This window comes from Butyrivibrio proteoclasticus (assembly GCF_900115735.1).
Taxonomy (GTDB): Bacteria; Bacillota; Clostridia; order Lachnospirales; family Lachnospiraceae; genus Butyrivibrio; species Butyrivibrio proteoclasticus_B.
In genome coordinates this window covers 25,335-51,623 of the sequence record NZ_FOXO01000012.1, presented here as the reverse complement: position 1 = coordinate 51,623, position 26,289 = coordinate 25,335, and the positions used below count along the sequence as shown (strand labels likewise).

At 37.6% G+C, this 26,289-nt stretch carries 19 protein-coding genes and 1 tRNA gene; 19 read left to right on the top strand and 1 reads right to left on the bottom strand.

Features of this window, described 5'->3' with window-relative positions:
* Positions 1 to 49 precede the first annotated feature (49 nt).
* From BM146_RS09060 to BM146_RS08995, 13 genes are all read left to right on the top strand, one after another.
* Positions 50 to 670 (top strand): regulatory protein RecX, encoded by a 621-nt coding sequence (locus tag BM146_RS09060; RefSeq protein ID WP_074887609.1) that lies wholly within the window; start codon positions 50 to 52, stop codon positions 668 to 670.
* 164 nt (positions 671 to 834) lie between these two features.
* Positions 835 to 2,379, top strand: a complete 1,545-nt coding sequence (gene rny, locus BM146_RS09055) for a ribonuclease Y (protein ID WP_074887605.1) — start codon at positions 835 to 837, stop codon at positions 2,377 to 2,379.
* Between the two features lie 506 nt (positions 2,380 to 2,885).
* Positions 2,886 to 3,311, top strand: coding sequence for a flavodoxin (locus BM146_RS09050; protein WP_074887602.1), 426 nt, complete (start codon positions 2,886 to 2,888; stop codon positions 3,309 to 3,311).
* A 38-nt stretch (positions 3,312 to 3,349) separates the two neighbouring features.
* Positions 3,350 to 3,895: a DUF3793 family protein gene (locus BM146_RS09045; protein WP_074887598.1), complete on the top strand. Its 546-nt coding sequence runs from the start codon at positions 3,350 to 3,352 to the stop codon at positions 3,893 to 3,895.
* Between the two features lie 116 nt (positions 3,896 to 4,011).
* Positions 4,012 to 4,380, top strand: a complete 369-nt coding sequence (locus BM146_RS09040) for a metal-dependent transcriptional regulator (RefSeq protein WP_022776023.1) — start codon at positions 4,012 to 4,014, stop codon at positions 4,378 to 4,380.
* Positions 4,381 to 5,281: 901 nt separating this feature from the next.
* On the top strand, positions 5,282 to 5,851 hold the full coding sequence (locus tag BM146_RS09030) for a hypothetical protein (protein WP_143087456.1): 570 nt from the start codon (positions 5,282 to 5,284) through the stop codon (positions 5,849 to 5,851).
* On the top strand, positions 5,787 to 6,557 hold the full coding sequence (locus BM146_RS09025) for a hypothetical protein (protein WP_074887590.1): 771 nt from the start codon (positions 5,787 to 5,789) through the stop codon (positions 6,555 to 6,557). The genes BM146_RS09030 and BM146_RS09025 overlap by 65 nt, the downstream gene beginning before the upstream one ends.
* 135 nt (positions 6,558 to 6,692) lie before the next feature.
* Positions 6,693 to 8,222: an RsmF rRNA methyltransferase first C-terminal domain-containing protein gene (locus BM146_RS09020; protein ID WP_074887587.1), complete on the top strand. Its 1,530-nt coding sequence runs from the start codon at positions 6,693 to 6,695 to the stop codon at positions 8,220 to 8,222.
* Between the two features lie 33 nt (positions 8,223 to 8,255).
* On the top strand, positions 8,256 to 9,980 hold the full coding sequence (locus BM146_RS09015; protein WP_074887583.1) for an ABC transporter ATP-binding protein: 1,725 nt from the start codon (positions 8,256 to 8,258) through the stop codon (positions 9,978 to 9,980).
* Positions 9,977 to 11,707, top strand: a complete 1,731-nt coding sequence (locus BM146_RS09010) for an ABC transporter ATP-binding protein (RefSeq protein ID WP_074887580.1) — start codon at positions 9,977 to 9,979, stop codon at positions 11,705 to 11,707. Before BM146_RS09015 ends, BM146_RS09010 begins: the two co-directional genes overlap by 4 nt.
* A 60-nt stretch (positions 11,708 to 11,767) precedes the next feature.
* Positions 11,768 to 13,414 carry a putative manganese-dependent inorganic diphosphatase gene (locus tag BM146_RS09005; RefSeq protein ID WP_074887577.1) on the top strand — a complete coding sequence of 549 codons (1,647 nt, stop codon included), beginning with the start codon at positions 11,768 to 11,770 and terminating at the stop codon, positions 13,412 to 13,414.
* A 201-nt stretch (positions 13,415 to 13,615) separates the two neighbouring features.
* A complete protein-coding gene (locus BM146_RS09000) occupies positions 13,616 to 13,894 on the top strand; it encodes a hypothetical protein (protein ID WP_074887574.1) in 279 nt (92 codons plus the stop codon).
* Between the two features lie 67 nt (positions 13,895 to 13,961).
* A complete protein-coding gene (locus tag BM146_RS08995; RefSeq protein WP_074887570.1) occupies positions 13,962 to 14,564 on the top strand; it encodes an NUDIX hydrolase in 603 nt (200 codons plus the stop codon).
* Positions 14,565 to 14,796: 232 nt separating this feature from the next.
* On the opposite strand, the gene BM146_RS08985 is transcribed toward BM146_RS08995, so the two are convergent.
* Positions 14,797 to 14,879 (bottom strand) — tRNA-Leu (locus tag BM146_RS08985).
* Between the two features lie 365 nt (positions 14,880 to 15,244).
* On the opposite strand from BM146_RS08985, the gene BM146_RS08980 reads away from it, so the two are divergent.
* From BM146_RS08980 to BM146_RS08955, 6 genes are all read left to right on the top strand, one after another.
* Complete coding sequence (locus BM146_RS08980; protein ID WP_074887564.1) at positions 15,245 to 16,330, top strand: HD-GYP domain-containing protein; 1,086 nt, start codon at positions 15,245 to 15,247, stop codon at positions 16,328 to 16,330.
* Between the two features lie 194 nt (positions 16,331 to 16,524).
* Positions 16,525 to 17,997, top strand: coding sequence for a DUF6937 domain-containing protein (locus tag BM146_RS08975; RefSeq protein WP_074887560.1), 1,473 nt, complete (start codon positions 16,525 to 16,527; stop codon positions 17,995 to 17,997).
* A complete protein-coding gene (locus tag BM146_RS08970; protein WP_074887555.1) occupies positions 17,997 to 19,436 on the top strand; it encodes a glycoside-pentoside-hexuronide (GPH):cation symporter in 1,440 nt (479 codons plus the stop codon). The genes BM146_RS08975 and BM146_RS08970 overlap by 1 nt, the downstream gene beginning before the upstream one ends.
* Positions 19,437 to 19,776: 340 nt before the next feature.
* A complete protein-coding gene (locus BM146_RS08965) occupies positions 19,777 to 23,562 on the top strand; it encodes an EAL domain-containing protein (protein WP_074887552.1) in 3,786 nt (1,261 codons plus the stop codon).
* Entirely contained in the window at positions 23,562 to 24,326 is a 765-nt protein-coding gene (locus BM146_RS08960) for a response regulator (protein ID WP_074887549.1), read from the top strand. Before BM146_RS08965 ends, BM146_RS08960 begins: the two co-directional genes overlap by 1 nt.
* Entirely contained in the window at positions 24,323 to 26,278 is a 1,956-nt protein-coding gene (locus BM146_RS08955) for a GGDEF domain-containing protein (RefSeq protein WP_074887548.1), read from the top strand. The genes BM146_RS08960 and BM146_RS08955 overlap by 4 nt, the downstream gene beginning before the upstream one ends.
* The last annotated feature ends 11 nt before the right edge of the window (positions 26,279 to 26,289 follow it).

Here is a 26,289-nt window from a genome sequence, read left to right as displayed (position 1 = left end):
ATCAATTACCAATATAAATTACATTCACTAATTAAGTGAGGATAAATAAGTGATAATTTCAGACATAATTGAATTTGATAAAAAAAGAAGTAAAGTTTACATCGATGGTGAGTTTGCGTTCCTTCTTTATAAAGGTGAGTTAAGAGATTACAATATCAAGATTGACAATGAATTATCAGAAAGCGCATACGAAACGATAACAAAAGAACTTCTTCCAAAAAGAGCTATTAAGAGAGCAATGAATCTTTTGCAGAAGAAAGATTATACTGAAAAAAAGCTTAGAGATAAGCTTTCAGAAGGCTTATATTCAGATGATGCTATTGATGCGGCAATAGAGTATGTTAAATCATACAGATATCTTGATGACCAAAGATTTGCGAGAGACTATATAATATATCATATCGAAAACAGAAGTAAGAATAGAGTTATTCAGGATCTTTCGGCCAAAGGAATTGATAAACAGACTGTTTTAGATATATTTGATGAACTTGAGAATGAGGGGCTTTTTGAAAGCGTTTCTGAGACTGAGTTTAATCAGATAAACCATTTATTACAAAAAAAACACTATGATCCTGAGATGGAATACAAAGAAAAGCAAAAAATCATGGCATTTTTGCTTAGAAAAGGATATAGCATGGATATTGTGAAAAAAGCAATGGATAACTTTTAATTTTTCTTTTAATTTTCTGACTTTATCCTATTTGCGCTTCTTGACACTGCCATTTATAAAAGGTAAAATTTAAAGTGTTGTAAAATTGTATTAAAGAGGGATTTTTTTAGGCTCTCTATACAAGATATTGTACAATGAAAATTGAATAAGGAGGTGCTCCTGTAATGACCACTGTTATTATTGCAGTAGTAGCAGCTCTTGTCGCTTTTGTTGCAGCATGGTTCATATCCACAGGCTATCAGAAAAAAGTAACTGAGGGTAAGATCGGAAGTGCAGAGGAAAGGGCAAGAAAGATTATTGACGAAGCACTCAAAACTGCCGAAGAAACGAAGCGTGAGAAACTTCTTGAAGTAAAGGAAGAGGCACTGAAAACACGTAATGATCTCGAGAAAGAAGTAAAGGACCGTCGTAATGAGGTTCAGCGTACCGAGAGAAGGATTCAGCAGAAAGAGGAAAACGTCGAAAAAAGATCTGAAGCGATTGAAAGAAAAGAGCAAAGCTTAAATGCCCGTGAAGAGGCACTTAGCAAGAAGAGTGAAGAGGTTGCAAAGCTAAACGAACAGAGGATACAGGAACTTGAAAAAATCTCTGGCTTAACCTCCGAGCAGGCAAAAGAGTATCTTTTAAAAATTGTCGAAGATGATGTAAAACACGAATCAGCTGTCATGATCAAAAACATGGAAGCTGAGGCAAAGGAAGAAGCAGATAAGAGGGCTAAGGAGATAGTTGTTAACGCAATTCAGCGTTGTGCAGCTGACCATGTTTCTGAAACTACAATATCAGTAGTTCAGCTTCCTAACGATGAGATGAAAGGTAGAATCATCGGTAGAGAAGGTAGAAACATTAGAACTCTTGAAACAATGACTGGTGTAGATCTTATTATTGATGATACACCGGAAGCTGTAGTAATCTCTGGTTTTGACCCTATACGTCGAGAAGTCGCTCGTATAGCACTTGAGAAACTTATTGTTGATGGAAGAATTCACCCGGCAAGAATCGAAGAAATGGTTGAGAAGGCACAGAAAGAAGTTGCTGCCAAGATCAAAGAAGAAGGCGAAAACGCTGCTATTGAGGCAGGAGTTCATGGACTTCATCCTGAAGTTATCAAGATTCTTGGTCGTATGAAGTTCAGAACAAGCTATGGGCAGAACTGCTTGAAGCATTCTGTTGAGGTAGCACAGCTCTGCGGACTTTTAGCATCCGAGCTTGGACTTGATGTCCGTGTTGCTAAGAGGGCAGGTCTTTTACATGATATTGGTAAGGCTGTTGACCATGAACTTGAAGGCTCACATATTCAGCTTGGTGTAGATATCTGTAAAAAGTATAAGGAATCTCAGATCGTTATCAATGCGGTTGAGGCACATCATGGTGATGTTGAGCCACAGTCACTTATAGCAGTCCTTGTTCAGGCAGCTGATACAATTTCATCAGCTAGACCGGGCGCTAGAAGAGAAACTTTAGAAACTTACACATCCAGATTAAAAGAACTCGAGGATATTACCAATAGCTTTAAGGGTGTTGATCACTCATTTGCTATTCAGGCTGGTAGAGAAGTCAGAGTAATGGTAGTTCCTGAGCAGGTTTCAGATGCCGATATGGTACTTATGGCTCGTGATATTGCCAAGAAGATTGAGGATGAAATGGAATATCCTGGTCAGATTAAAGTTAATATCATTAGAGAGAGTAGAGCAACTGAATACGCTAAATAATTCAAAGAAGTCGTCCAATAGGACGGCTTCTTTTTGCGTGAAAAGCAGAGCCATGCGGCATAAATCATTTCAGTGCTTGCACTGGAAAATGATTTATGACATATGGCGAGCTACACGAACGAGGAAATGCGTAGCATTTTCGAGTTTGTGTCTGCTTTTCACGCAAAAGTATTAGGGGTTGCATTGTGATTAGTAAAGCAGAGCCATGCGGCATAAATCATTTCAGTGCTTGCACTGGAAAATGATTTATGCCATATGGCGAGCTACACGAACGAGGAAATGCGTAGCATTTTCGAGTTTGTGTCTGCTTTTCACGCAAAAGTATTAAGGCTTGCATTGTGATTAGTAAAGCAGAGCCATGCGTAACCGACATTTTTTCTCAATAGATGTACCTCAAAATACCTTGATAGGCATGTAAGCATATGCTAACATTATTGTGTTAGCGATAGCTAACTTTTATCTAATATGTTTCCATTTACAAATATAAGAATACTGGAGGAATAAGTATGAGCAAAGTAAAAGTAGTTTATTGGTCTGGAAGTGGTAATACTGAGGCTATGGCAAACGCAGTGGCAGATGGAATAAGACATGGTGGCGCAGAGGCTGAGATTGTGACATTTGATGCTATCAGTCCATCTGACCTTTCATCGGATACATCTATTGCATTTGGATGTCCTGCAATGGGAGCTGAGGTTTTAGAGGAATCTGTAGTTGAGCCGTTTATCTCTACATTTGAAAATCAATGTGCTGGCAAGAAATTAGGCCTTTTTGGTTCATATGGTTGGGGAGATGGTCAGTGGATGCGCGACTGGGTTGACAGAATGAAAGCAGCAGGTGCGATAGTAGTTGGTAATGAGGGAGTAATTGCTAATAGTGCTCCTGATGATGAGGCTATTGACGCATGCAAAAATCTTGGCCTGGCTCTTGTTTAAAATATGGAGGAGAATAGTTAAGCTTAGGAAAAATTGGGATGAGTACAGAATTGGCAAATAAAATCGATAGAAACAATGTAAGACATATGATGGTGCTGAGTTGCGCGCCTGTTTTGGCAGGGCTAAAGATAGCTTCCCTATTTGTTACAAGGGCGATTAATTATGAGGAAGTTTTAAATGTGCTTAAGGGGACAGAAGTTGAAATAATGACTTTATCAAACAATAATGGGATGCTTACTCTTTTGCTCTACAATAGAAAAGGACTTTCAAAATATCTGAACAAGAATATGATAGCTTCTTTTTTAAGGAAACTGGAGTATGAGAGCACGGATGTGGATGCTGTGCTAAAGGAGTTTTCTTTTAGGTATAGTCTTTATCTTATGGAACGTATGGATTTTCCACATGAGATGGGAATCATACTGGGGTACCCACTTGAAGATGTTAATGGCTTTATGTGCAACGGAGGTAAAAATTATCTTTATAGCGGGTATTGGAAAGTGTACGGTCGTTCTCAGGCTGCTAAAAGGCTTTTTAGAGAGTATGACAAAGCTACAGAACGTATGATAAAAGAATTAGTTGAATAAAAAAAGATATAGTACTTGCTAAAATTGATTGTGTGCAATATAATATCATTATATTTTATTATTAAAAGAAAAATCTGTACATTGTATATTAAAAAAATGTGGAGAGGGGTTTTGAGATGCACGAATCAGGTGAAGACTATATCGAGACAATATACCTTTTAAAAAAGAAGAAGGGAATGGTCCGTTCTATCGATGTTGCCAATGAGCTTGGCTTTTCAAGACCTAGCGTTTCAAGAGCGGTAGGAATCTTAAAAGACAACGGACTGATCGTTGTGGAAAATGATGGCGAGCTTGTTCTTACAGAAGAAGGATTAAAGACTGCTAAAAAGGTTTATGAAAAGCATACCAACCTTACTAAGTTTTTGATGCTTACGGCTGGAGTTAACGAGGAAATTGCAGAGAACGATGCTTGCAGGATTGAACACATAATTAGTCCTGAAACTTTTAAGGGAATAAAAAAATTTGTTAAAGAAAATGCAAAATAACTATAATGCTAATTGTTGAATTATAGAAAGCAGTTTTTATGTTTTTTATGATTAAAACTGAATATGGAATTTCTGGAATAATTGGGCGCAATTGCAGTGTTACTGTGATTGCGTCTTTATTTTCTTTTTAGAAAGATGTATAAAATGTGTCCATTTTATGAAATTTTAATTTATTTTTACAAAAAAACGACTCATTATGATGGTTTTTATGATTGGTTTTTTCTTATGATAAAAAAGTTTTTTATGAGATTTTATGAGAGGGAGGTAGTGCAGATGCAGCTTCTCTTGCATCATCGGATGCAGCAGCGCTTTCAAGCTCTGAAGAAAAAGCAGAAGAGTTTAGCCCGGATCCTGTAGTTTTAAATGGAGTTAAGATTACTCTTTATGCTGAGCCGGGAGTTCTTCCTAATGATGCAGAGCTTCAGGTTTCAGAAATTGAAAACAATCTTGAAGATAAGATCACAGAAACTATTGACGAAGAAACTGGAGCTGATGTTGATGTAGTAAAGACAATCTCTTACGATATCAAAATATATTCAGAGAGCGAGGGGAATTTCGTTCAGCCTGAAGATGTTCTTGTTTACTTCTACGTATTAAAGGATGGAGTTCGACTTCCGGATAGTTCTACAGGTCAAGATACAGGTAATTATCTTCCGGATGATGGATCTCATTTTGATACTAATGATAAGTGGCTTGGAAGAGCACTTAAGTTAGCTACTATAGATAAAACTAAAAAGGATTCAAAAGGAAATGTATGGAATCTTGACAGTGAAGGTAATCTCATATCTAATGATGGAGTAAAACAATATGTCAAAGCTTGGCCTGATTCAGAAATTAATTCATACACTATGTCAGTGCATAACTAACTATATAAGGAAATCACATTCTAAAGTGAATGACATTGGTTCATAACAGTACACTTACGATTAAGCCAAGAACTGTTACACTTACTTCAAAGAGTCTTTCAAAGAAATTTGATGGTACTTATCTTACTGCCGATGAGCGCTATGCAGCATGTGAGAAGTATGCAAGAGATATTACTGCAACTGCCTTCAATAAAGAAAAAGGTGAAGGCTTTGTGGCAAATGAAGGTATAGTAGCAGCAAGCACTGAGTTTACAGGCAAGCTACTTGCTATAAAGAAAGTCGAAAGAGCTAATACTTTTAACTACACACGTCAAGAAAATACACTTGCAGAAAACTATAAAATTGAGCGAGAATATGGAGATCTTGAAATAACTCCTCCTGATGAGAAGATTAAATTAAAAATCAAATTAAAGGCCAATGCTGATGGTACAGGTCGCGATACTTATGTTATATATAATGGTGTGACTCAGCAGGCTATTATGGAAGTACATGTGTCTGTTGATGGAGAGGTTGACACAGAATCAATTCTTAAGCGGATCATTGAAGCCTCAAAAAAATGGTGCATCAAACCTTCTGAATGCGGGAACATTAGTTGCTTATGCTGAAGATAAGCCAGGAGATCCGATTAAGGTTGAGGCTCAGACAATAAATATTGGAGGTCTTGACATTACAGTCGACAATCTTTATGTTCACGGCGGAGCAGGAATGGATGTAGGTCATTATCCTATCATTCTTGATTACTCCGGAATGACAATTGACACTACTATTAATGGTGAGAAAATTGATCTTACTAAGGTGGTAGAAATAGAGCTTGACACCGTAATGGGTGAAACAGAAAAGTATAATGTAAACCCGGATATTAAAAAAGATGAGGACATTATAGGCTGGTTGCATGTGAGCAAGAGAAAAACTGATATGTTCTCTGATTCAGACAGCAAGCCGTATGACGGGACAACTCTTACAGCAGAACATGTATCTGAAACAGCTTATGATAAGGATTCAAACAAAGGTTTTGTTCCTGGTGAAGGAGATAATCCACCACCAGATCCAGATCCGGATCCTGATACACCAACAACCACAACAGTAGTTATTCCTATTCCTGTTGCTGTAGTTGCGCCTAGTCCTGTTGCAGCAGTGCTTGGGGCAAGAAGAGAAACTCCTGTTTCAGGAGCGGCAGTACTCGGAGCAAGAAGGGCTGCTACAGAGGATACTACAAATGAAGGCATGAGAGTGCTTGTTGTGGTGATAGCTTCGGGAATTGCAATTTCACTTCTTTTCTTTGGAAAAAAGAAAGAGAATGATGAAGTGTGATCCATTATAAAATCTCATAAAATCCGAAGGAGGCTGATGCGATTTGCACCAGCTTCTTTTGTATTTATGGTAAAAATTTGTTATATTCGAAAAAAACTGTTAGTATAGCCATAGAGTTTTTGTGGAGGTTCTAATGTGATTCCTGTAGATTTTAAAGAAAGAATGAAATTATACCTTGGTGAAAAAGAATATGATGAATTTATCAGCTCTTTTGACAATGATGAAAGGTATAATTCCTTAAGAATAAATACGCTTAAATGCGATAAAGCGGATCTTAAGTCTAAACTTTTGTATATAGAAAAGGAAGTTCCTTGGGAAGCAAATGGTTATTACTATGAAAATGCTCAACCGGGCAAGCATCCATATCATGAGGCAGGGCTTTATTATGTTCAGGAGCCAAGTGCGATGGCACCTGTGCATTTTCTTGATCCAAGACCAGGGGAAAAGATTCTTGATCTCTGTGCTGCTCCCGGCGGGAAAACCACGCAGATTGCATCGTATATGGATGGCGAAGGCATCCTTGTGACCAACGAGATAAACAGAGACAGAGCCAAAATCTTATCACTTAATGTTGAGAGGCTTGGAATAAAGAATGCTCTTGTGCTTAATGAAGATTCAGCACATCTTTCTGAGGTTTTTGAAGGATATTTTGAGAAAATACTTGTTGATGCGCCGTGTTCAGGCGAGGGAATGTTCCGGAAAAATGATAACGCCGGTGATGAATGGAGTCTTGATAATGTCAGAGCCTGCGCAGTAAGGCAAAAAGAGATTCTGTCAAATGCAGCAAAAATGCTCCTTCCCGGAGGTCGACTTGTTTATTCTACATGTACTTTTTCTGCTGATGAGAATGAAGAAACAGTTTTTGATTTTCTTTTCAATAACCCTGATTTTCATACCATACAGGTTGCGAAAGTCGGTGGAATTGAAAGCGGAAGAGTAGAGTTTATTTCTGATGAGTTTTTTGATAAATATGCATCTATTGATAAAGAGAGAGCAGAAAAATGCAGGGGAGAAGTTTCGGAATCGCTGAGATTATGGCCTCATAAACTAAAAGGCGAGGGACATTTTTTGTGTGTATTTGAAAGAGATGGATCTCTTTCAAGAGAAAAGAATAATACCTATGTTCCGGGAGGAAAAAATATTCCTGCAAAACCTGAGGCAGTCAGAATTTTTGAAGTTTTTGTAAAGGAGACGCTCGCTTTTGATAAAAAGAGTTTTGAAATAAAAAGAGGCAGGATTTTCTGTAAGCTTTCGGGGAAAAAGAATCTTAATGGACTGATATATATGTTTGGTGACCAGTTGTACCTTTGCCCGGAGGATATGCCTTCAGTGAATGGACTTAAGGTCATGAGAGGCGGTCTTCATCTTGGTACGGTTAAAAAAGACAGGTTTGAGCCTTCTCATGCTTTAGCGTTATTTTTGACAGCCGATGATGTATGTCTTAATAAGGACTATGCTTCTGATAGCTTAGAGATAAAGAGTTACCTAAATGGACAAACCATGAAGATTACGGATGATATACCAGATAGTGCATATGGTCAGGTAAAAAAAGACAGTAAGGGGTGGGCACTTATAACAACTGACGGCTATAGCATTGGTTGGGCTAAAGCTGCAGGTGGAATGCTCAAAAACCATTATCCAAAGGGATTAAGAATAAATTATTAAATTAAACTAAGATTATCTTTTGTTGGAGTGTTGATGAGAAAATTACTTGTATATTTAAAAGACTATAAAAAAGAAACTATATTGGGACCTTTATTTAAACTTCTTGAGGCCTCTTTTGAACTGCTTGTTCCTCTTGTTATTGCAGCAATGATAGATAAGGGAATTGCAAGTGGAGACAAGGGATATGTCGTTAAGATGTGCCTTTTGCTTATATTGCTGTGCTTTGTAGGATGTATCAGTGCGGTTACAGCGCAGTTTTTTGCAGCAAAAGCTGCAGCAGGTTTTGCAAAAAAAGCAAAGAAAGCTCTTTTTGATAATATTCAGAAATTGTCATATTCAGATATGGACAAGCTTGGGACGTCAGCCATGATCACCAGAATGACCAGTGATATGAATCAGGTTCAACAGGGTGTCAACATGACAATAAGGCTTCTCTTAAGGTCACCTTTTGTCGTATTTGGTGCAATGGCTATGGCTTTCACAATTGACTTCAGGCAGGCACTTATCTTTGTGGTAACAATTGCGCTTTTGGCATTTGTAGTTGTTTTTATTACAGGTTGGAGCATTCCAAGGTATGAAAAAATACAAAAAGGACTGGATGCGCTTCTTAGACTTACAAGAGAAAACCATACGGGCGTAAGAGTCATCAGAGCTTTTGGACTTGAAGAGAGGGAAAAAGAAAACTTTGATCAGAATAATGACAGACTCATGGGACTTCAGAAATTTGTGGGTTCCGTAACTGCTCTAATGAATCCGGTAACATATGCAATTCTTAACCTTTCAGTTGTATTCTTGATTTATAAGGGAGCTTTCTTGGTTGATTCTGGTGAGCTTTCACAAGGAGAGATGGTAGCTTTGTATAACTACATGTTCCAGATTCTGGTAGAGCTCATAAAGTTTGCCAATCTTATCCTTACAATGACTAAAGCTATTGCGTCAGGAAACCGAGTTCAAGAGCTTATGGAATACAAATCCTCTATGGAAGATGGTAGCGTAACAGAGTTTTTGAATGTGGAAGATCACGTTGTTTTTGATAATGTTTCCATGAGCTATCATGAGGGTGCGGAAGACAGCATTGAGAAGATAAGTTTCGTGGCCAAGAGAGGCGAAAGAATCGGCATAATTGGCGGAACAGGAAGTGGTAAGTCAACGCTTATAAATCTTATTCCAAGATTTTATGATGTCAGAGAAGGAGCTGTTCTTATAGACGGATTAGACGTTAAAGAGTATAATCTTGAAGCTCTTAGAGAAAGAATCGGTATAGTGCCTCAGAAGGCAGTTCTTTTCCACGGAACTATCAGAGACAATATGAAGTGGGGTAAAAAAGATGCAACTGACGCCGAGATTAGTGAGGCACTTAAAATTGCTCAGGCTGAGGAAGTGGTAAAAGGAAAAGAAAACGGACTGGACTTTGTTGTAGCCCAGGGAGGAAAGAATTTCTCAGGTGGACAGAAACAAAGACTTACCATCGCAAGAGCGCTTGTAAGAAAGCCTGAAATTCTTATCCTTGATGACAGTGCTTCAGCACTTGATTATTTAACGGATAAAAATTTGAGAGCTGCAATTGCAGAAATGGATAATCCGCCTACAACCTTTATTGTTTCTCAGAGAACCTCAGCAGTAAGGGACTGCGATAAGATACTTGTGCTTGACAACGGAAGTCTTGCAGGCATTGGTACACACGACAAACTCCTTGAAAGCTGCGATCTTTATAAGGAAATCTATGATTCTCAGTTTAAAAAGGAGGGCGCAGTATGAAAAAGGGAACACTTAAAAAAGTACTAAGATATGCAGCAAGATACAAGTTTTTGATATATTTATCAATGGTTCTGGCAGTGATAACAGCTCTTTTGTCATTATATGTGCCAATCCTTGCAGGAAGAGCTATTGATCATATTATAGGGAAAGGAAATGTTGATTTTACCATAGTGAGTAGTATCTTGCTTAAGATGATCGTAACTATAGCTATTATTTCTGTTTGCCAGTGGATCATGAACAAGGCCAATAACAAGATTACATTTCAGGTTGTAAGGGATGTTAGAAAAGAGGCATTTGAAAGACTTCAGATACTTCCTTTTGATTATCTTGACTCCAAGCAGACAGGCGATATCGTAAGCAGGATAATCTCTGATGTTGATCTGTTTTCAGACGGACTTTTAATGGGATTTACCCAGCTTTTTACAGGCATTGTAACTATTGTCGGAACTTTAATGTTCATGTTTTATCTGAATTTTAAGATTGCACTGGTAGTAGTTGTTTTGACTCCTCTTTCTTTATTTGTAGCAAGATTCATTGCTACAAGGAGCTTTAATCTCTTTAAGCTACAGTCTGAGGCAAGGTCTGATCAGACATCTTTTGTAGATGAAATGGTTGGGAATCTTTCGGTTGTTAAGGCTTTTGCTCATGAAGATGAGAATATGGAGTACTTTGATTGCATAAATGAAAGACTTGAGGAGACATCCATAAAAGCTACTTTCATTTCATCCCTGACTAACCCCGGAACAAGATTTATCAATAATCTTGTTTATGCATCAGTTGCATTATTTGGAGCGCTTACTTGTATTTCAGGGGGTATGACTGTTGGTGGACTTACTATTTTCCTTAGTTATGCCAACCAGTACACTAAGCCTTTTAATGAAATTTCAGGTGTAGTAACAGAGCTTCAGAACGCACTAGCTTGTGCTGAGAGAGTTTTTGCCCTGATAGAAGAAAAAACTGAAACTGCTGACAGTGCAAAAGCGCCTGATACTTTTGCGCCTTCTGGTGACGTTAAGTTTGACAATGTTTTCTTTTCATATGACAAGGATAAAAAGCTTATTGAAGACTTAAACCTTGACATTAAGAAAGGTCAGAGAGTAGCGATTGTTGGACCAACAGGTGCAGGAAAAAGTACGCTTATTAATCTCCTTATGAGATTTTATGATGTTGATAGAGGCGATATATCAATTGATGGAATTAACCTAAAAGATCTTAAGAGAAGACAGCTAAGGGATAATTTCGGAATGGTTCTTCAGGAAACCTGGCTAAGGAGCGGAACTATCAAGGATAATATTACACTTGGCAGATGTGGCTTTACCGATGAAGAGATCATTGAAGCCGCAAAGGCTTCACATGCTCATAGCTTTATAAAAAGACTTCCTGATGGCTATGATACTGTTATTTCAGAAAATGGAGGGGACCTCTCTCAGGGACAGAAACAGCTCCTTTGCATTACGAGAGTTATGCTCAGCATCCCGCCTATGCTGATTCTTGATGAGGCGACTTCGTCAATCGATACAAGTACTGAAATACGTATTCAGAAGGCATTTAACAGGATGATGAATGGCAGGACCAGCTTTATAGTTGCCCACAGACTTTCAACCATAAGAGAAGCAGATGTGATACTTGTCATGAAAAATGGACGTATCATTGAGCAGGGGAGTCATAAAGAGCTTTTGGAGCAAAAAGGTTTTTATAATGAACTTTATAATAGTCAGTTTGCATAGATGCATATTGATGGTTTATTATGGATAAAGAGTTAGTGGTTTTTATTTAGGAGAAATTATATGACAAATCAAAAGAGACCTGTATTTGTAATCGGGCACAAGAATCCTGATACAGATTCAATCTGTGCAGCAATTACTTATGCAAATCTTAAAAGAGAAATTACAGGAGATGATTACATCGCCTGCAGAGCAGGACACCTGAATGAGGAGACTCAGTTCGTTCTATCTCATTTTGGAGTTGAGGTTCCTGCCTATGTAAAGGATGTAAGAACACAGGTTAGAGACATGGAGATCCGTATGCTTGACGGAATCAAGGATGACCTGTCACTTAAGAATGCCTGGTCAAAAATGCGAGATGCAAGCGTAGTTACTCTGTGTGTTACAGAGGGGGATGAGCTTACAGGTATTGTAACAACTAATGATATCGTTGAAACATATATGGATGTTATTGATCCCAAGATTCTTTCTATGGCTCAGACATCTTATAGAAACATTGTTGAAACTCTCGATGGTGAGCTTATTGTCGGTGAGATTGAGGATACACTTACCAAAGGAAAGGTAGTTATAGCTGCTGCCAATCCGGATATGATGGAAAATGTCATAGAAGAGGGTGATGTGGTTATTCTTGGAAACAGGTACGATATGCAGCTTTGCGCAATTGAGATGAATGCAGGCTGTATTATAGTCTGCGAGGGCGCAAGCGTAGCCAAAACTATACAGACTCAGGCAAAGGACCATGGAACCAAGATAATCTGTACTCCGCATGATACCTTTGTTGTGGCAAGGCTTATCAACCAGAGTATGCCTGTTTCTTATGTAATGAAAAAAGACAACCTGATCACTTTCCATATGGATGATTATATTGAAGACATTCAGGAAGTTATGGCATCTACAAGACACAGATATTTCCCTGTTCTTGATAAGGACGATCATTACATCGGAATGATCAGCCGAAGGAACTTCCTTGGTGCCAAAAAGAAACAGCTTATTCTTGTTGACCACAATGAGAAAAATCAGGCTGTTAATGGAGCTGATTCTGCAGAAATTCTGGAGATCATCGATCACCACAGACTTCGCACCATTGAGACAGCAGGCCCTGTATTTTTCAGAAACCAGCCGCTTGGCTCAACTTGTACAATTATATATCTGATGTACAAGGAGTATGGAGTTGAAATAACAAAGAATATTGCAGGTCTTTTACTTGCAGCTATTTTATCAGATACACTTATGTTCAGATCTCCTACATGTACAAATATAGATAAAAAGGCAGGAGAGGAGCTTTCAAAGATTGCAGGAGTTGACTATGAGGAGTTTGCAAAAGAAATGTTCCATGCGGGCTCTAATCTTAGTGGCAAGACTGCAACTGAGATTCTTCATCAGGATTTCAAGAAGTTTACTGTAGATGATCTCACAATTGGAATTGGACAGATTAATTCCATGAGTGCTGAGGAACTTGTAGATATCAAGGAAAAGATTCAGCCTGAGCTTTCAAAGGTTGCTGATGATGACGGACTTGATATGCTTTTCTTTATGCTCACAGATATTATCAGTGAGTCTTCTGAGGTTGTATTTGCAGGAGCAAAGGCACAGCACACACTTAATGCGGCTTTTGGAGTGAACATCGATGGAGACAGTGCAAAGCTTCCCGGTGTTGTATCACGTAAAAAGCAGCTTTTGCCTAATATCGTTGAAGCAATTCAAAGCTGAGATAGGTGGTGTCATGTGCAGAGAGATATTTTCGCGTGTGTGTGCGCTCATGCTGACGCTCTCGCTTCGTGAAAAACGTAGCAGTGCTAAGGCAGAAAAATACTCTGCCTAAGCACTGACGTTTTTCAAGACAGCACAATCACACACACACTTTCAAATATTTCTCTGCACATGCATATACGTTTCTGAGGGTGAAAGGATATGGACGAATTAAGAGCAAAACTGTTACATGAAATAATAGGTATTTATGGGCCGGGACAGGGGATGTCCATAGCATCAGTTATAGTTCCTGCGTTCATTGGGGATTTTCAAAAGGTAGTGTGTGATAGTAGTTCTTTTGATGAAGTATCAGAAGAATATATGACTGAGGATAAAAAGATTCATCTTGAGTTATTTGGTCGTAAACGAATAGGAAAAGGCGCGGATGATTTTGTAATTACCAGATGCGTTTTTAACGACAAGGTCATAGTAAGTGACTGATGCTTTGTTAGCAAAAATATAAATATATATTGAGAAGTATTTAATAAATAATACATAAGGTTTAGTCATGGAAGATAATGGTAATTTAGTTTGGAAATTAAAGAAGGAAGAGCATGTTGTTCAGGATGAATGGATAGATTTCAGAAGAAATGACTATGAGCTTCCAAATGGAGAAGTAATAGGTCCTGTCTATAATTATTCCAAACATAGTTTTTCACTTATTGTTGCTACTGATGAAAATGGAGATTTTATCTGTGTTCGTCAGTATAGGCACGGAATAGATGAGGTAACAAGCGAGTTCCCTGCCGGTGCAATCGAGTATAAGGAAAAAAGTGATGTTCCTTATATTACCAGCAAAAATATAGTTGCTTCAGAGGAAGATGCATTTGAGGCTGCAAAAAGGGAGCTTAAGGAAGAGACAGGATATGTTTCTGATAACTGGAAGCATCTTCTTACAACGCCTGCCAATGCCACATTATCAAACAGCAATGTCCATATTTATGCTGCGACAAATTGCAGAAAGGTTACAGGGCAGCACCTTGATGATACTGAGTTTTTAAATGTTCTGACTTTATCAGAAAAGGAGCTTAAGCAAAGAATATTTGAAGGTGATTTTAAACAGTCACTTCATGTGCTTGCATATTATCTTTTTAAAGACAGCAATTATTGATTATTTTTTTCTTTTATTATTATTTGCTTGGTTTGAATTAACTAAAGAGTATTCATATCCCGATGACTACCCTGAAGTAGGAGATGAAGTGGTGGTTGAAGGAGTCTACGATCTTTATGAAGAAGACGGCTACGACTACTGCGTTTTAAGAAACAGTAAGCTGATAGATAAAGAAAGCTAAGGACAACATGAAAAAACCTGGAAAATGTTCACCATCTTCCAGGTTTTTTAATGCCGGCAGTGGGACTTGAACCCACACGTGGTTGCCCACAACAGATTTTGAGTCTGCATCGTCTGCCATTCCGACATGCCGGCAAATATTGAACTGAATCATTTAACTGACACAGCTTTATTAGTTTAGCATAGGTATCAGGGATATTCAAGTGATTTTTTTAGCGCAAATGTGTTCTTAGCACATATATTTAATATGATGTATGTTATAATAATTAAGTACTGTCGGTAAAATGATAACACAAAAGCGGTAACTCGTGATTGAAATGAGGTATGCATGATTAGTTTGTGCTTTTGGAACTGTTTTGTTTGTGACTTCCCTGTTTTTTGGAAATTCATTTGGGGTTCGGATATGTACGGGGCTTGTTCACGACAGCGGAAGTAAAGCGGCTTTCTTAAAAATGTGATACACTATATAGTAATAAAATAAATGGTTTAAAGGGGCACTTATGAAGCTGATATCTGTTAATAAACTTGAACCTGGAATGGTAGTTTCGGAAAACATATATACTATTGATGACAGACTCGTCCTTCCAAAAGGAACGGTACTTGATATCAAGGGCATTGAGAGGATAAAGTCTCATTCTCTGTATAACATTTTTATAGAGGATGAAGTGAAACCTGTTCCTAAATCTATTCCTATAAAGCCAATGGCAGAGCTTTCCTATTCAGAAAAGCTAAAGAACTCCGAAGGCTTTATCAAATTCAAACAGCATCTTGAAGAGAATGCTGAAAAACTTGAAGAATCTTTTCGTATGATCGCTAATGATACCATGCCTCTTGATGTTGATAAGCTTACAGAACCTGTGTATCACCTGTTCGTAGAAGCAGGTGGAACAGCAGGAGTTTTTGATATGCTACATAACCTAAGAGATAATTCAGATGCTGTATATATGCATAGTCTTAATGTTTCATTGATATGCAACACTCTTGCTACATGGATGAGACTTTCTGATGAAAAGATACATCTGGCGACAGCAGGAGGTCTTTTGCATGATATTGGAAAAGTGCTTCTTCCATCAGAGCTTCTTACCAAGAACACGCCTCTTACTGAATTTGAGCAAAAGACTATGAACGAACATGTTATAAAGGGGTATGAGCTTGTAAAAGACAAGGATATTGATATACATATTAAAAACTGTGTTTTGATGCATCATGAATTAAGAGATGGTTCAGGTTTTCCTTTTCATCTTAAAGAAGGACAGATAGATGAAATCGCTGCCATTGTAACTGTTGCAAATGTCTATGACGAAATGACGTCCAAAAAACTCTACAGGTCGCAGATATGCCCGTTTGAAGTAATTGAGCAGTTTGAAGCCGTGGGAATCGATAAGTATGATACAAATACGATAATGACTTTCTTAAGTAACATTGTTAACACCTTTATTGCTAACAGAGTTATGCTTAATAATGGCAAGACAGGCGACATTATATTCGTGAACCCCAATCATCTGGCAAGACCTGTTATAAAGTGTGGAGATGATTATATCGATCTTGCTACAAACAAGCAACTCTCTATTGTGGCAGTGATCTAGATTTTTCCTTGCGCTGGGGTAAATTTGCACAAATAGCGGATACTAAAATTGTAGAAAGCGTTTCTTGAAGAAAAAGGCTTTATTGTATACTATTAAGATATGGAAACTGTAACATATACAGATGGTTTCCATGTTAGTAATAAAAGTAATTAGTATATACGAAGCCTCTTTTTAGTGGCAGAAAAGGGAAGATTATGACTGAGAAATCTAAAGTTATTTTTGGGAATGTAATTAGTGATAGAGATTATAAATCATCGGTTAAGTCCAAGAAAAGCTATATAAAGAAATACGGCGATGATTCAAATGTCAACTACGGCTTTGAGATTGTAGATAATGAAGTAATTGGCACGCTTCTTGGGGTAAAAAATGTTGAAGTTTCATCTAAGGCTCCTGTTTCAGAGATGGACAGGAAAAATGGAATCATTGTTGGAAATATAAGAATGGGATTTGGTCATTACAGAATCTCAATGGCAATGGCTTCATATGCCCATCATCTTGGATATACACCGTATTGGATGGATCTTAATTCATATAAAGAGACAACCTGCACCAAGGTTATAAGTGCTCAGAACGACCTGTATTCTCTTGGATCAAGACTCAGTAAGAACCCTATTTTTAATAAGCTTGTATGGGAGCCTATGAACTATGAGGGATTCAGAGCTCTTTCATATAATGCCAAGGACCAGAAAAATGCGGAACTTATGGCACCTGTATTTAAAAATGTGCCTAAGGATATTCCGGTAATAGCAACTCACGCATGGCCTGCTCAGGCAGCAGTTCACGCAGGAATGAAATATGTAGTTAACGCAATTCCTGATAACTGGCCAATGGCTCTTCATTTGTCTGAAGGATCCGTTCATACAATACAGTGTAAGAATGCATATATGGGCTATCGTGTTTTAAATGGGATGAATAAAAAGAGTGTATCAAAGCCTATGCCGAAGGATGCTCTTGTTTACACAGGTCACTACATTGACTATGAACTTGTTTCAAATATTGAAAAAGACTGTGATATGAGAATTGCCAGGAAGAAAAATGGCGATCCTATGAGATTTCTTTTGACTATCGGCGGAGCAGGAGCGCAGAAAGAGATATTTGCAGAGATAATAAGGCACCTGATCCCAAGTATAAAAGATGGAAAAGCTGTTCTCTACGTTAATGTCGGCGATTACAGAAACGTATGGGATGAGCTTGTAGCTGAGATAGATGGTATGAAGGCTTTGGCTACAGAACATATGAATAATTGGAATGATACACTTGAGTTTGCAGAAAAGACTTTAGATCCTTCAAATCTTATTACAGGAATTCATGGTTTTTATCACAAGAACATTTTTGAGGCAGTTTACGCAACAAATCTTCTTATGAGAAGTTGTGATGTACTTGTGACAAAACCAAGTGAACTTGCATTTTATCCGGTTCCAAAGCTTTTTATCAAAAGAGTTGGTAAACATGAAATGTGGGGAGCAATACATTCAGCAGAGATAGGTGATGGTACACTTGAGTGCAGAGACATACCACATATCCTTCAGATGGTTGACCAGTTCCTTGAGACTGATCTTTTGAATGAGATGTGTGAGAGTATAGTTCTAAACAAGAAAATGGGTATTTATGACGGAGCAAAAAAAGTTGTTGAGCTTGCAATAAAGCTTAAGGAGGGTAAAAACTAATGGAAAAAGCAAAACTGTCAGGGGCTGCGAAGGCATCCTATGGACTGGGTGCTGTGGGAAAAGACATGGTATACATGCTTTCGGCATCTTATGTACTTTATTATTTTCAGGATATTTTAGGGGTGAGTGCTGCTGCAATGGGCGTTATTCTTATGGTAGCGCGAGTGTTTGATGCATTTAACGATCCTATCATGGGAGCGATAGTTGCCAAGACCAAGACCCGTTGGGGTAAGTTCAGACCATGGCTTCTTATTGGAACCATCACAAATGCGATTGTTCTTTATCTGATGTTTTCAGCACCTCCGACTCTTTCAGGAAGCGGACTTGTGGCTTATGCTGCTGTAACTTACATTGTTTGGGGCGTTACCTACACAATGATGGATATTCCATATTGGTCCATGATCCCTGCTTTTACTGAAGGCGGCAAAGAGCGAGAAGGCCTTACAACACTTGCACGTTCATGCGCTGGTGTTGGCTCAGCTGTTATAACTATCATTACAGTAATGTCAGTATCTGCTCTTGGAAAAACATTTGGACCTGCCGGAATCTCGGACAGAGAAGTTGAAAGAATCGGTTTTTCTTACTTTTCAATTGCTGTAGCAGTTCTCTTTGTATTATTTACAGTTATCTGCTGCATTAATGTAAAAGAGAAAGCTACAACAGATATGAAGTCAGCTTCAATAGGAGAGATGTTCAAGGCTCTTATCCAGAATGATCAGGCTATGGCAGTAACTGTAGCAATCGTAATTGTAAACTGCTCAATTTATATCACATCAAACCTTGTCATCTATTTCTTTAAATATGATTTTGGTGGAACCGGCTGGAGAGGCGATTATACTCTGTTTTCTACTTTTGGCGGTGGAATACAGATCCTTGCAATGATGCTCTTATATCCATTCCTTAGAAAGTTCTTTTCATCAATTCAGATATATTACGTCAGCCTTGGAATGGCTATTGCAGGATATATTTCACTTCTTGTTCTGGCATCTACATCTATGAGTAATGTGTTCCTGTTATTTATACCGGGATTCTTTATCTTTGCTGCAAATGGTATGCTTGCTGTTATAACCACGGTATTTCTTGCAAATACTGTTGACTATGGTGATCTTAAGAACAAGCGCCGCGATGAATCAGTCATTTTCTCAATGCAGACTTTTGTAGTTAAGCTTGCTTCCGGAATTTCAGCGCTTATTGCATCTTTGGCACTTCAGATCCTTGCACTTTCACAGGATGTTGAAGAAACTGCTGATAAGATTGATTATTCTCTTGGTGTAGAAGCTGCTCAGAAGATGGGACTTAGAATGACAATGACACTTATTCCTATCGCAGGTCTTGTATTTGCAATCTTCTGGTTTAAGAAAAAATACATTTTGACAGACGAAAAGCTTCAGGAGATTTCTGTTGAACTTGTAAAAAGGGAAACTGAAAAAATGAAGTAATTCATAATTATACGAAAGAAGGGGTATGTGTGGAAAATTGCCGCACATAACCCTTTTTTCTGATTATAGAATAATTATAAAATCACAAAAAACGAATTATGATAGATGTTATGATTTTATTAGCGCTATAATTTGTATCAGTATTGTAAGAAGTATTACAAGATTGATAGAAATGAATATTGATTCATTTCTTTAGGGCGGATCAATCAATGCTTCAAGGGTGGAAAACAGTACTATTTGGGATTCTTTAACGGCTTTTTTATTGTTTTTTTATTATAGTTATTCTCTGGTGTGTGCTACAATGATAAAAAGTGCATGAAAAAACACACTAGGAGTTCCTATGATCAGTGCCCAGAACATTGGCAGCATCACATTTAATCTAGCTGCGCTAGTCATAAGTATCACCTGTGTTCTATATACACTTATGATGAGGACTAGGATAAAGTTCAGCAACAGGCTTTTCATGTCCCTCGTCTTGATAGTGATTATAGATTCTCTCACAGGGATACTTTGTGAAGTAATTGTTTATTCAGGGCTTTCTTATGGATTAAAGCTCTTTTGTTTTCATGTCTTTCAGTATCTGTATTTCTTTACGCATTTTGCAATCGCGCCAATTCTTGCTTTATACATTATAATTTCCTGCGGAGTTTCCTTTAGATTTACAAAAAAAGTGCGTTTCCTACTTGCCCTTCCATTTGTTCTATTGGAACTTATGGTTGCTGTAAATCCATTCACCAGCCTGGTTTACAGCGTTGATGAAAATATAGTCTTTCATAGGGGAATAGGAGTATATATTGCCTATTTTGTGAGCGCGTTCTATGTTTTGTTTTCTATAGTTGCAATGGTACTGTACTGGAATGTTTTTAACAGGATGAAAAGATTTGCCATTGCATACTTCTTCATTCTTGTTATAGCAGGGACGTTTATTCAGATGATCGTTTTCAGCGTCAGGTGTGAGCTTATGTGCGAGGCAATAGGTCTTCTTGGGCTTATGATCATGTTTGAAAATGATGAGGACAGGATAGATATTTCCACCTGGGGCTATAATCGCAACGCTTTTTTACATGATGCCGGAATTTATTTTAAATACAACAGACACTTTCATACTATTTGCGTGCGTATACAAAACGGTGATGTATACAGAAAAATAGCCGGCTATGAAGAATTTGAAAAAGTTCTTTTTATGGTCGTTGAGTTTCTGAGCGGTATTGATACAAGATATGAAGTTTACAGACTAAGTAATGACTGTTTCTTTCTGGTATGTCCTGATATTTCTGAAAAAGAGGCAGGGAGCGTGTCGAAACAGGTCTTTGACAGATTTCAGAGGGAATGGCTAAGGCAAAGCAGTAGCTTTTTACTAAAGGCATGCATTATTCGTGCCTGTTCCCCGGAGCAGTTTGGAAACATTGGCTACCTTCTTCTTTTAGCTGATTCCGTATTTGAAAAGGAGCCGGATCGCATTTATTCACAAAATGACCTCGATTTTATTTTGAGAAGGGCAAAAGTTGAGATTGCAGTAAAAAGAGGTATCGAGGAAGGTAAGTTTAAAGTCTGCTACATGCCGGTATATTCAAAAGATGGACTTATTATTTGTGGAGCGAGAGCTGAACTTGAGTTTACTGATGATGAGCTTGGTTTTATCGATAAGTCAGAATTTTTACCTATAGCAGAGGAGACAGGCCTTATTGAAAGGCTTGGCTGGCTTAATATTGAAGAGGTTTTCTATTTTCTTGGAGGTGGTATCACAGAGGAAATGGACCTTGAATTTATCATAATAAATCTTTCTTCTGTTCAGGTCATAAGAACTGACTTTGTAGATAATGTAAAAGCTCTTATAGAAAAATACGGAGTAAATCCAAGGAGAGTTATCTTCAATTTGACAGAGTCTGCAGTGACATCCGATGAAAACATTATGGGAAATGTCATAGAAGAACTGGTGAGCATTGGTATAAGATTTGGAATCGAAAACTATGGAAGCGGCTTTTTTACCAATCAGAGTTCGGCGTCACCTCTTTTTGAAGGTGTGGTCATGAATGCTACGTATATGCATGCTGCTTATATGAATGATCAGACCAGAATTATTTTAGAAAACCGTATTAAGATGGTTAAAGAAATGGGAAAAGATATCCTTATTAGCCATGTTGATGATGCTAATCTCATGGAATTCGCCAGCAAAATGAACGTGGATTACTATCAGGGGATGTATTTTTCACAGGCTTCTTCAAGAAATGAGTTTATTGCAATTCTAAGAGCAACCGAGCTTGCCAAGATGGAGGAAAGAAGGGCAAAAGCAGCAAACGAAGCAAAAAGTAACTTTCTTGCAAATATGTCGCATGAGATCAGAACTCCTATCAATGCAGTACTTGGGATGAATGAAGTGATCCTTCGAGAATGCAAAGATGAAAAAATCATTGAATATGCCCAAAACATTGAAAGTGCAGGAAGGACACTTCTGTCCCTTATAAATGATATTCTGGATTTCTCAAAGATTGAGTCTGGAAGCATGGAAATAAATGAGGCAGAGTATGATCTTTCCTCAGTATTAAATGATGTCTTTAACATGGTTAATTTAAAGGCACAGCAAAAGGCATTAAAGCTTAATTTTGAAATTGATGAGATGATTCCGGATAAGCTGTATGGTGATGAGATGAGAATTCGCCAGGTAATGGTGAATATCCTGAATAATGCAATAAAGTATACAGAAAAGGGAATGGTCACACTTTCACTTAATGGAATAGAAGAGGATAATGGCATACTTCTTGTGCTAAAGGTTAAGGACACCGGTATAGGTATAAAGCCTGATGAAATTGATTCTCTTTTTGATAAGTTTAAGCGACTTGATGTAGATAAAAACAAGACAGTGGAAGGCAGTGGACTGGGACTTGCAATAACTCATTCACTTATTGAGCTTATGGATGGAACTATAGATGTCGAAAGTGAATACGGAGTAGGATCAACCTTTATAATCACAATGCCTCAGGGAATAAGAAGCGATTCCAGGATAGGAGACTTTAAAGCCCGAATAGCCAATACTGTTAAGAATAAGGAATACCATGAAAAGTTTGTGGCACCTGATGCGAAGATACTTGTAGTTGATGATACGCCTATGAATCATGTTGTTATCAGAGAACTTCTGAAAAATACTAAGATTCAAATAGATTCTGCAGGAAGTGGTGCTGAATGTCTCGAAAAACAGAGATTTGAAAAGTATGACATTATCTTTATGGATTATCGTATGCCGCAAATGGATGGTATAGAGACTTTTAAGACCATGAAAGATGATGATGTTAGCAAAAATAAGGACACTCCGGTCATCATTCTGACAGCAAATGCTATTACAGGAGCTAGGGAAAACTTCTTGCAGGAGGGCTTTGAAGATTATCTTTCTAAGCCTATTGAAAGCGAGAAACTTGAAAATCTTATAATGAAGTTCCTGCCAAAGGATAAGGTCATTGCCAGCCGGGAAGAGAGTGAAGATAGCGAAAGCAGGCCGGATGAGAACTATGATTCTTTTGTCGGAGTATTTAATGAGATAGATACAAAAGAGGGACTAAGAAACTGTGGCAACATGGAGAGCTATCTGAATATATTGAAAGTCTATTATGATTCAATAAACTTTACCAGAGATAATATTTTGGGAGCATATGAATCGGGAAATATCAAGGATTACACAAGTTATGTCCATTCACTTAAGAGTACCAGCAGAGCAATTGGGGCAATCAGACTTTCAAATATGGCCAAAATGCTTGAGGATGCCGGAAATAATGAAGATATAAAAACAATAGATGATTTTAATCCTCAGCTTTTAAATATGTACCATCTTGTTGAGCATGAACTTGCTGAGGTAAAAGAAATAGCTGCTTCAAAAGAAGACAATGACAGTGAAAGTGATAAAGAGCCTATTTCTGAAGTTCAACTTATAGATGCCTATAATACTATATTGGAAGTGTGTACAGCGTTGGACTACGATACGTTAACGTATATACTTGAAACAGTTAATAAATATAGTATAAACGGCATTGATAATGATATAATTAAGAAAATAGGTAAATTGGCTTATAAACTTGATTGGGATGGCATTAAGCAAATTGTTGAAGACAGGCTAAATAATAGGGAGAACAAGTAATGTTCAATAAAAAGATCCTGCTGGTCAGAACAAATGAGACCTTTATGGTAAATGCAATTAAAAACAACCTCATACAGGCGCAATTTAAAGTTGCTGATTCGGATTATTCGATCAAACAGATAAGTGAAAATGTCCGTGACGCAAATTTGATCGTCCTCTATACAGATTCAGATATAGAGGAGCATCGTGATGCATTTATATATCTGAAAGATCTGTGTGTGGAAGATAATAAAGTTGTACTTATTATCGGTGAAGATGAGGCATTTAAATTTGCGCATAAATTCATTCCCAAAGAGGACATTGCTTTTGAAGTATACAGACCTCTCGATATGGCTGATCTCATGACAAAAGTAATTACTGCAACAGATGATGAATTTGAGCAGCAGAGAAGAAAATGCATTTTGATCATAGATGATGATCTTACTTTTCTTCAGATGATGAGAGAAATATTAAAGGATACTTACAGGGTTGGAATGGCTAACTCCGGAACTCAGGCGGTTGCATGGCTGGCCAATAATCATGCTGATCTTATTCTGCTGGACTATGATATGCCGGTTCTTGATGGGCCTAAAGTAATGGAAATGTTAAAGAGCGAGAGCTTTTCCAGCTCTACTCCTATAATGTTTTTGACAGGGAAAAATGACAGGGAATCTGTTACCAACGTTATTTCATTAAAACCTGTTGATTACCTTTTGAAATCTATAACTAAAGAGAAACTGTTAAAAACTCTTGAAGATTTCTTTGATTCCGGGAAGAAAAGATGATTGAGATGAATCTGCTAGGTGCAGCGAGTTTTAGAATTGCTGCGGCTATTATCAGTATCACCTGCATATTTTATACGACTGTTCTTAAGACTAAGAAAAGTATCAGAAGGAGACTCTTTTTGATACTTATATATATAGTGTTCACAGATTCTATCGTCGGGCTGATCTGTGCAGGTGTCGCTGAAATTCCTGATATTCCTTATAAAGTAAAATATGACATCTGCTTTTTTCTTAATTCGTTCTATTATTTTATTCATTTTGGTACAGTAGTTATTTTTTTGTATTATATGTCATTTGTCTGTGACGTCTTGTTCAGATTCGGAAAGGTAAGGAAAAGAATAATTCTTTTACCTTTAGCGATTATAGATATAGCTATTCTGACTAATCCGCTCACTCATATAATGTTTTCATTGGATGAAAATGCAAATTTTAAAAACGAAGCGGGTGGCTATGTTGCGTATTTCATAAGCTTTTTGTACTTTATCAATTGCGTGGTGATGTTGTTTAAATACTGGAAAGCTGTGAATTATACGAAGATAGCTGCTTTGGCCTATTTTCTTGTGCTTACATTTATTGGGATGGTTGTACAACTGGTATTTCCGTTGATTTCTTGTGAAATCTTATGTGAGGCAATAGGGCTAATGGGGCTTATGGTCATGGTGGAAAAAGAGGATGAAAGATTGGATTCTACAACCAAGGCCTACAATAGGATAGCTCTATTACAGGATTTAGGGAATATCATAGGCATGAAGAGAAGCTTTAAGATAATCTGCATAAGGGTAGATAATGCAGATAATTATCGAAGAATTATGGGCGTAGACAGTTTTGACAGGATACTTTCGGAGATTGTTTCAATAATACATGGCATCAATACTTATCTGAATGTATACAGAAATGGTGATGCAAATTTTTTTATCATTATTCCTGATGCAGATGATAAAAAAGTAAACGATATGGCAGAGACTTTGGGCGGTAGGTTTGAAGAAGGCTTTTTTACAGATAAGGGTGAAACAAAGGTCAATGCTACAATTCTTGTCGCCGGATATCCTGATGAGTTTAAATATGCGGATGATATAGTTCTTTTATCTGAGGCACCACTTGATGCTGATGATTACGGGAAAATTATCAAGGGGAGAAATCTGGAGTTTCTCTTAAGGACAATTGAAGTAGAAAAGGCTATTTCACAAGGAATATCGGAGAATAAATTCCATGTGTACTATCAGCCTATATATGGCAAAAAATGCGGATGTATAAAGGCTGCGCAGGCACTTTTAAAACTAGAGGACGATGAGCTTGGAGAAGTGAATTTCAGGGAGTTCATGCCTATTGCGGAGAGAACGGGGTTTGCAGAAGAACTTGAAATAAGAATGATCGAGTCAATAATGCAATTTCTTGGAAATGATGTTAACAAGGGATATATGAATATTGATTTTGTTCTAATCCATATCATGGCTGCTAAGGTGTTGAATAAAAAACTTGTTACAACTGTGCAGGAATTGCTTGTTAAGTATAATGTAGATCCTAAACTTATTGCTTTTGACATAAGTGACACAATGGCGGAAATGTCGGAAGACAATTTAAGGTATGTTGTAAATGAGTTCTATGACACCGGAATAAGACTTTTTCTTGGGAATTATGGAAAAGATTCATCAAGGATAACACTTGATGCTATGGAGAAATTTGATGGAGTCATCATGAGTGCCTGGCGTTTTCTTGATCCGGATATGGTTAAACAGGGCGATATCATCATGAGGGCCAGAACAGATATGCTTACGCAGCTTGGAAAGAAAATTTTGATAGGCGGCGTGGACAATAAGATTTATTTTGAAAAGATCCTTGAGGTTGGTGGTGATTATATGTCAGGGAATTATATGTCGGCCCCGCTTTCAAAGAACGAGATACAGGTCAGGTTCTGGGACTACGATAGAGTTGTACTTGGATGTGAAACATAAATTTAAAGTGG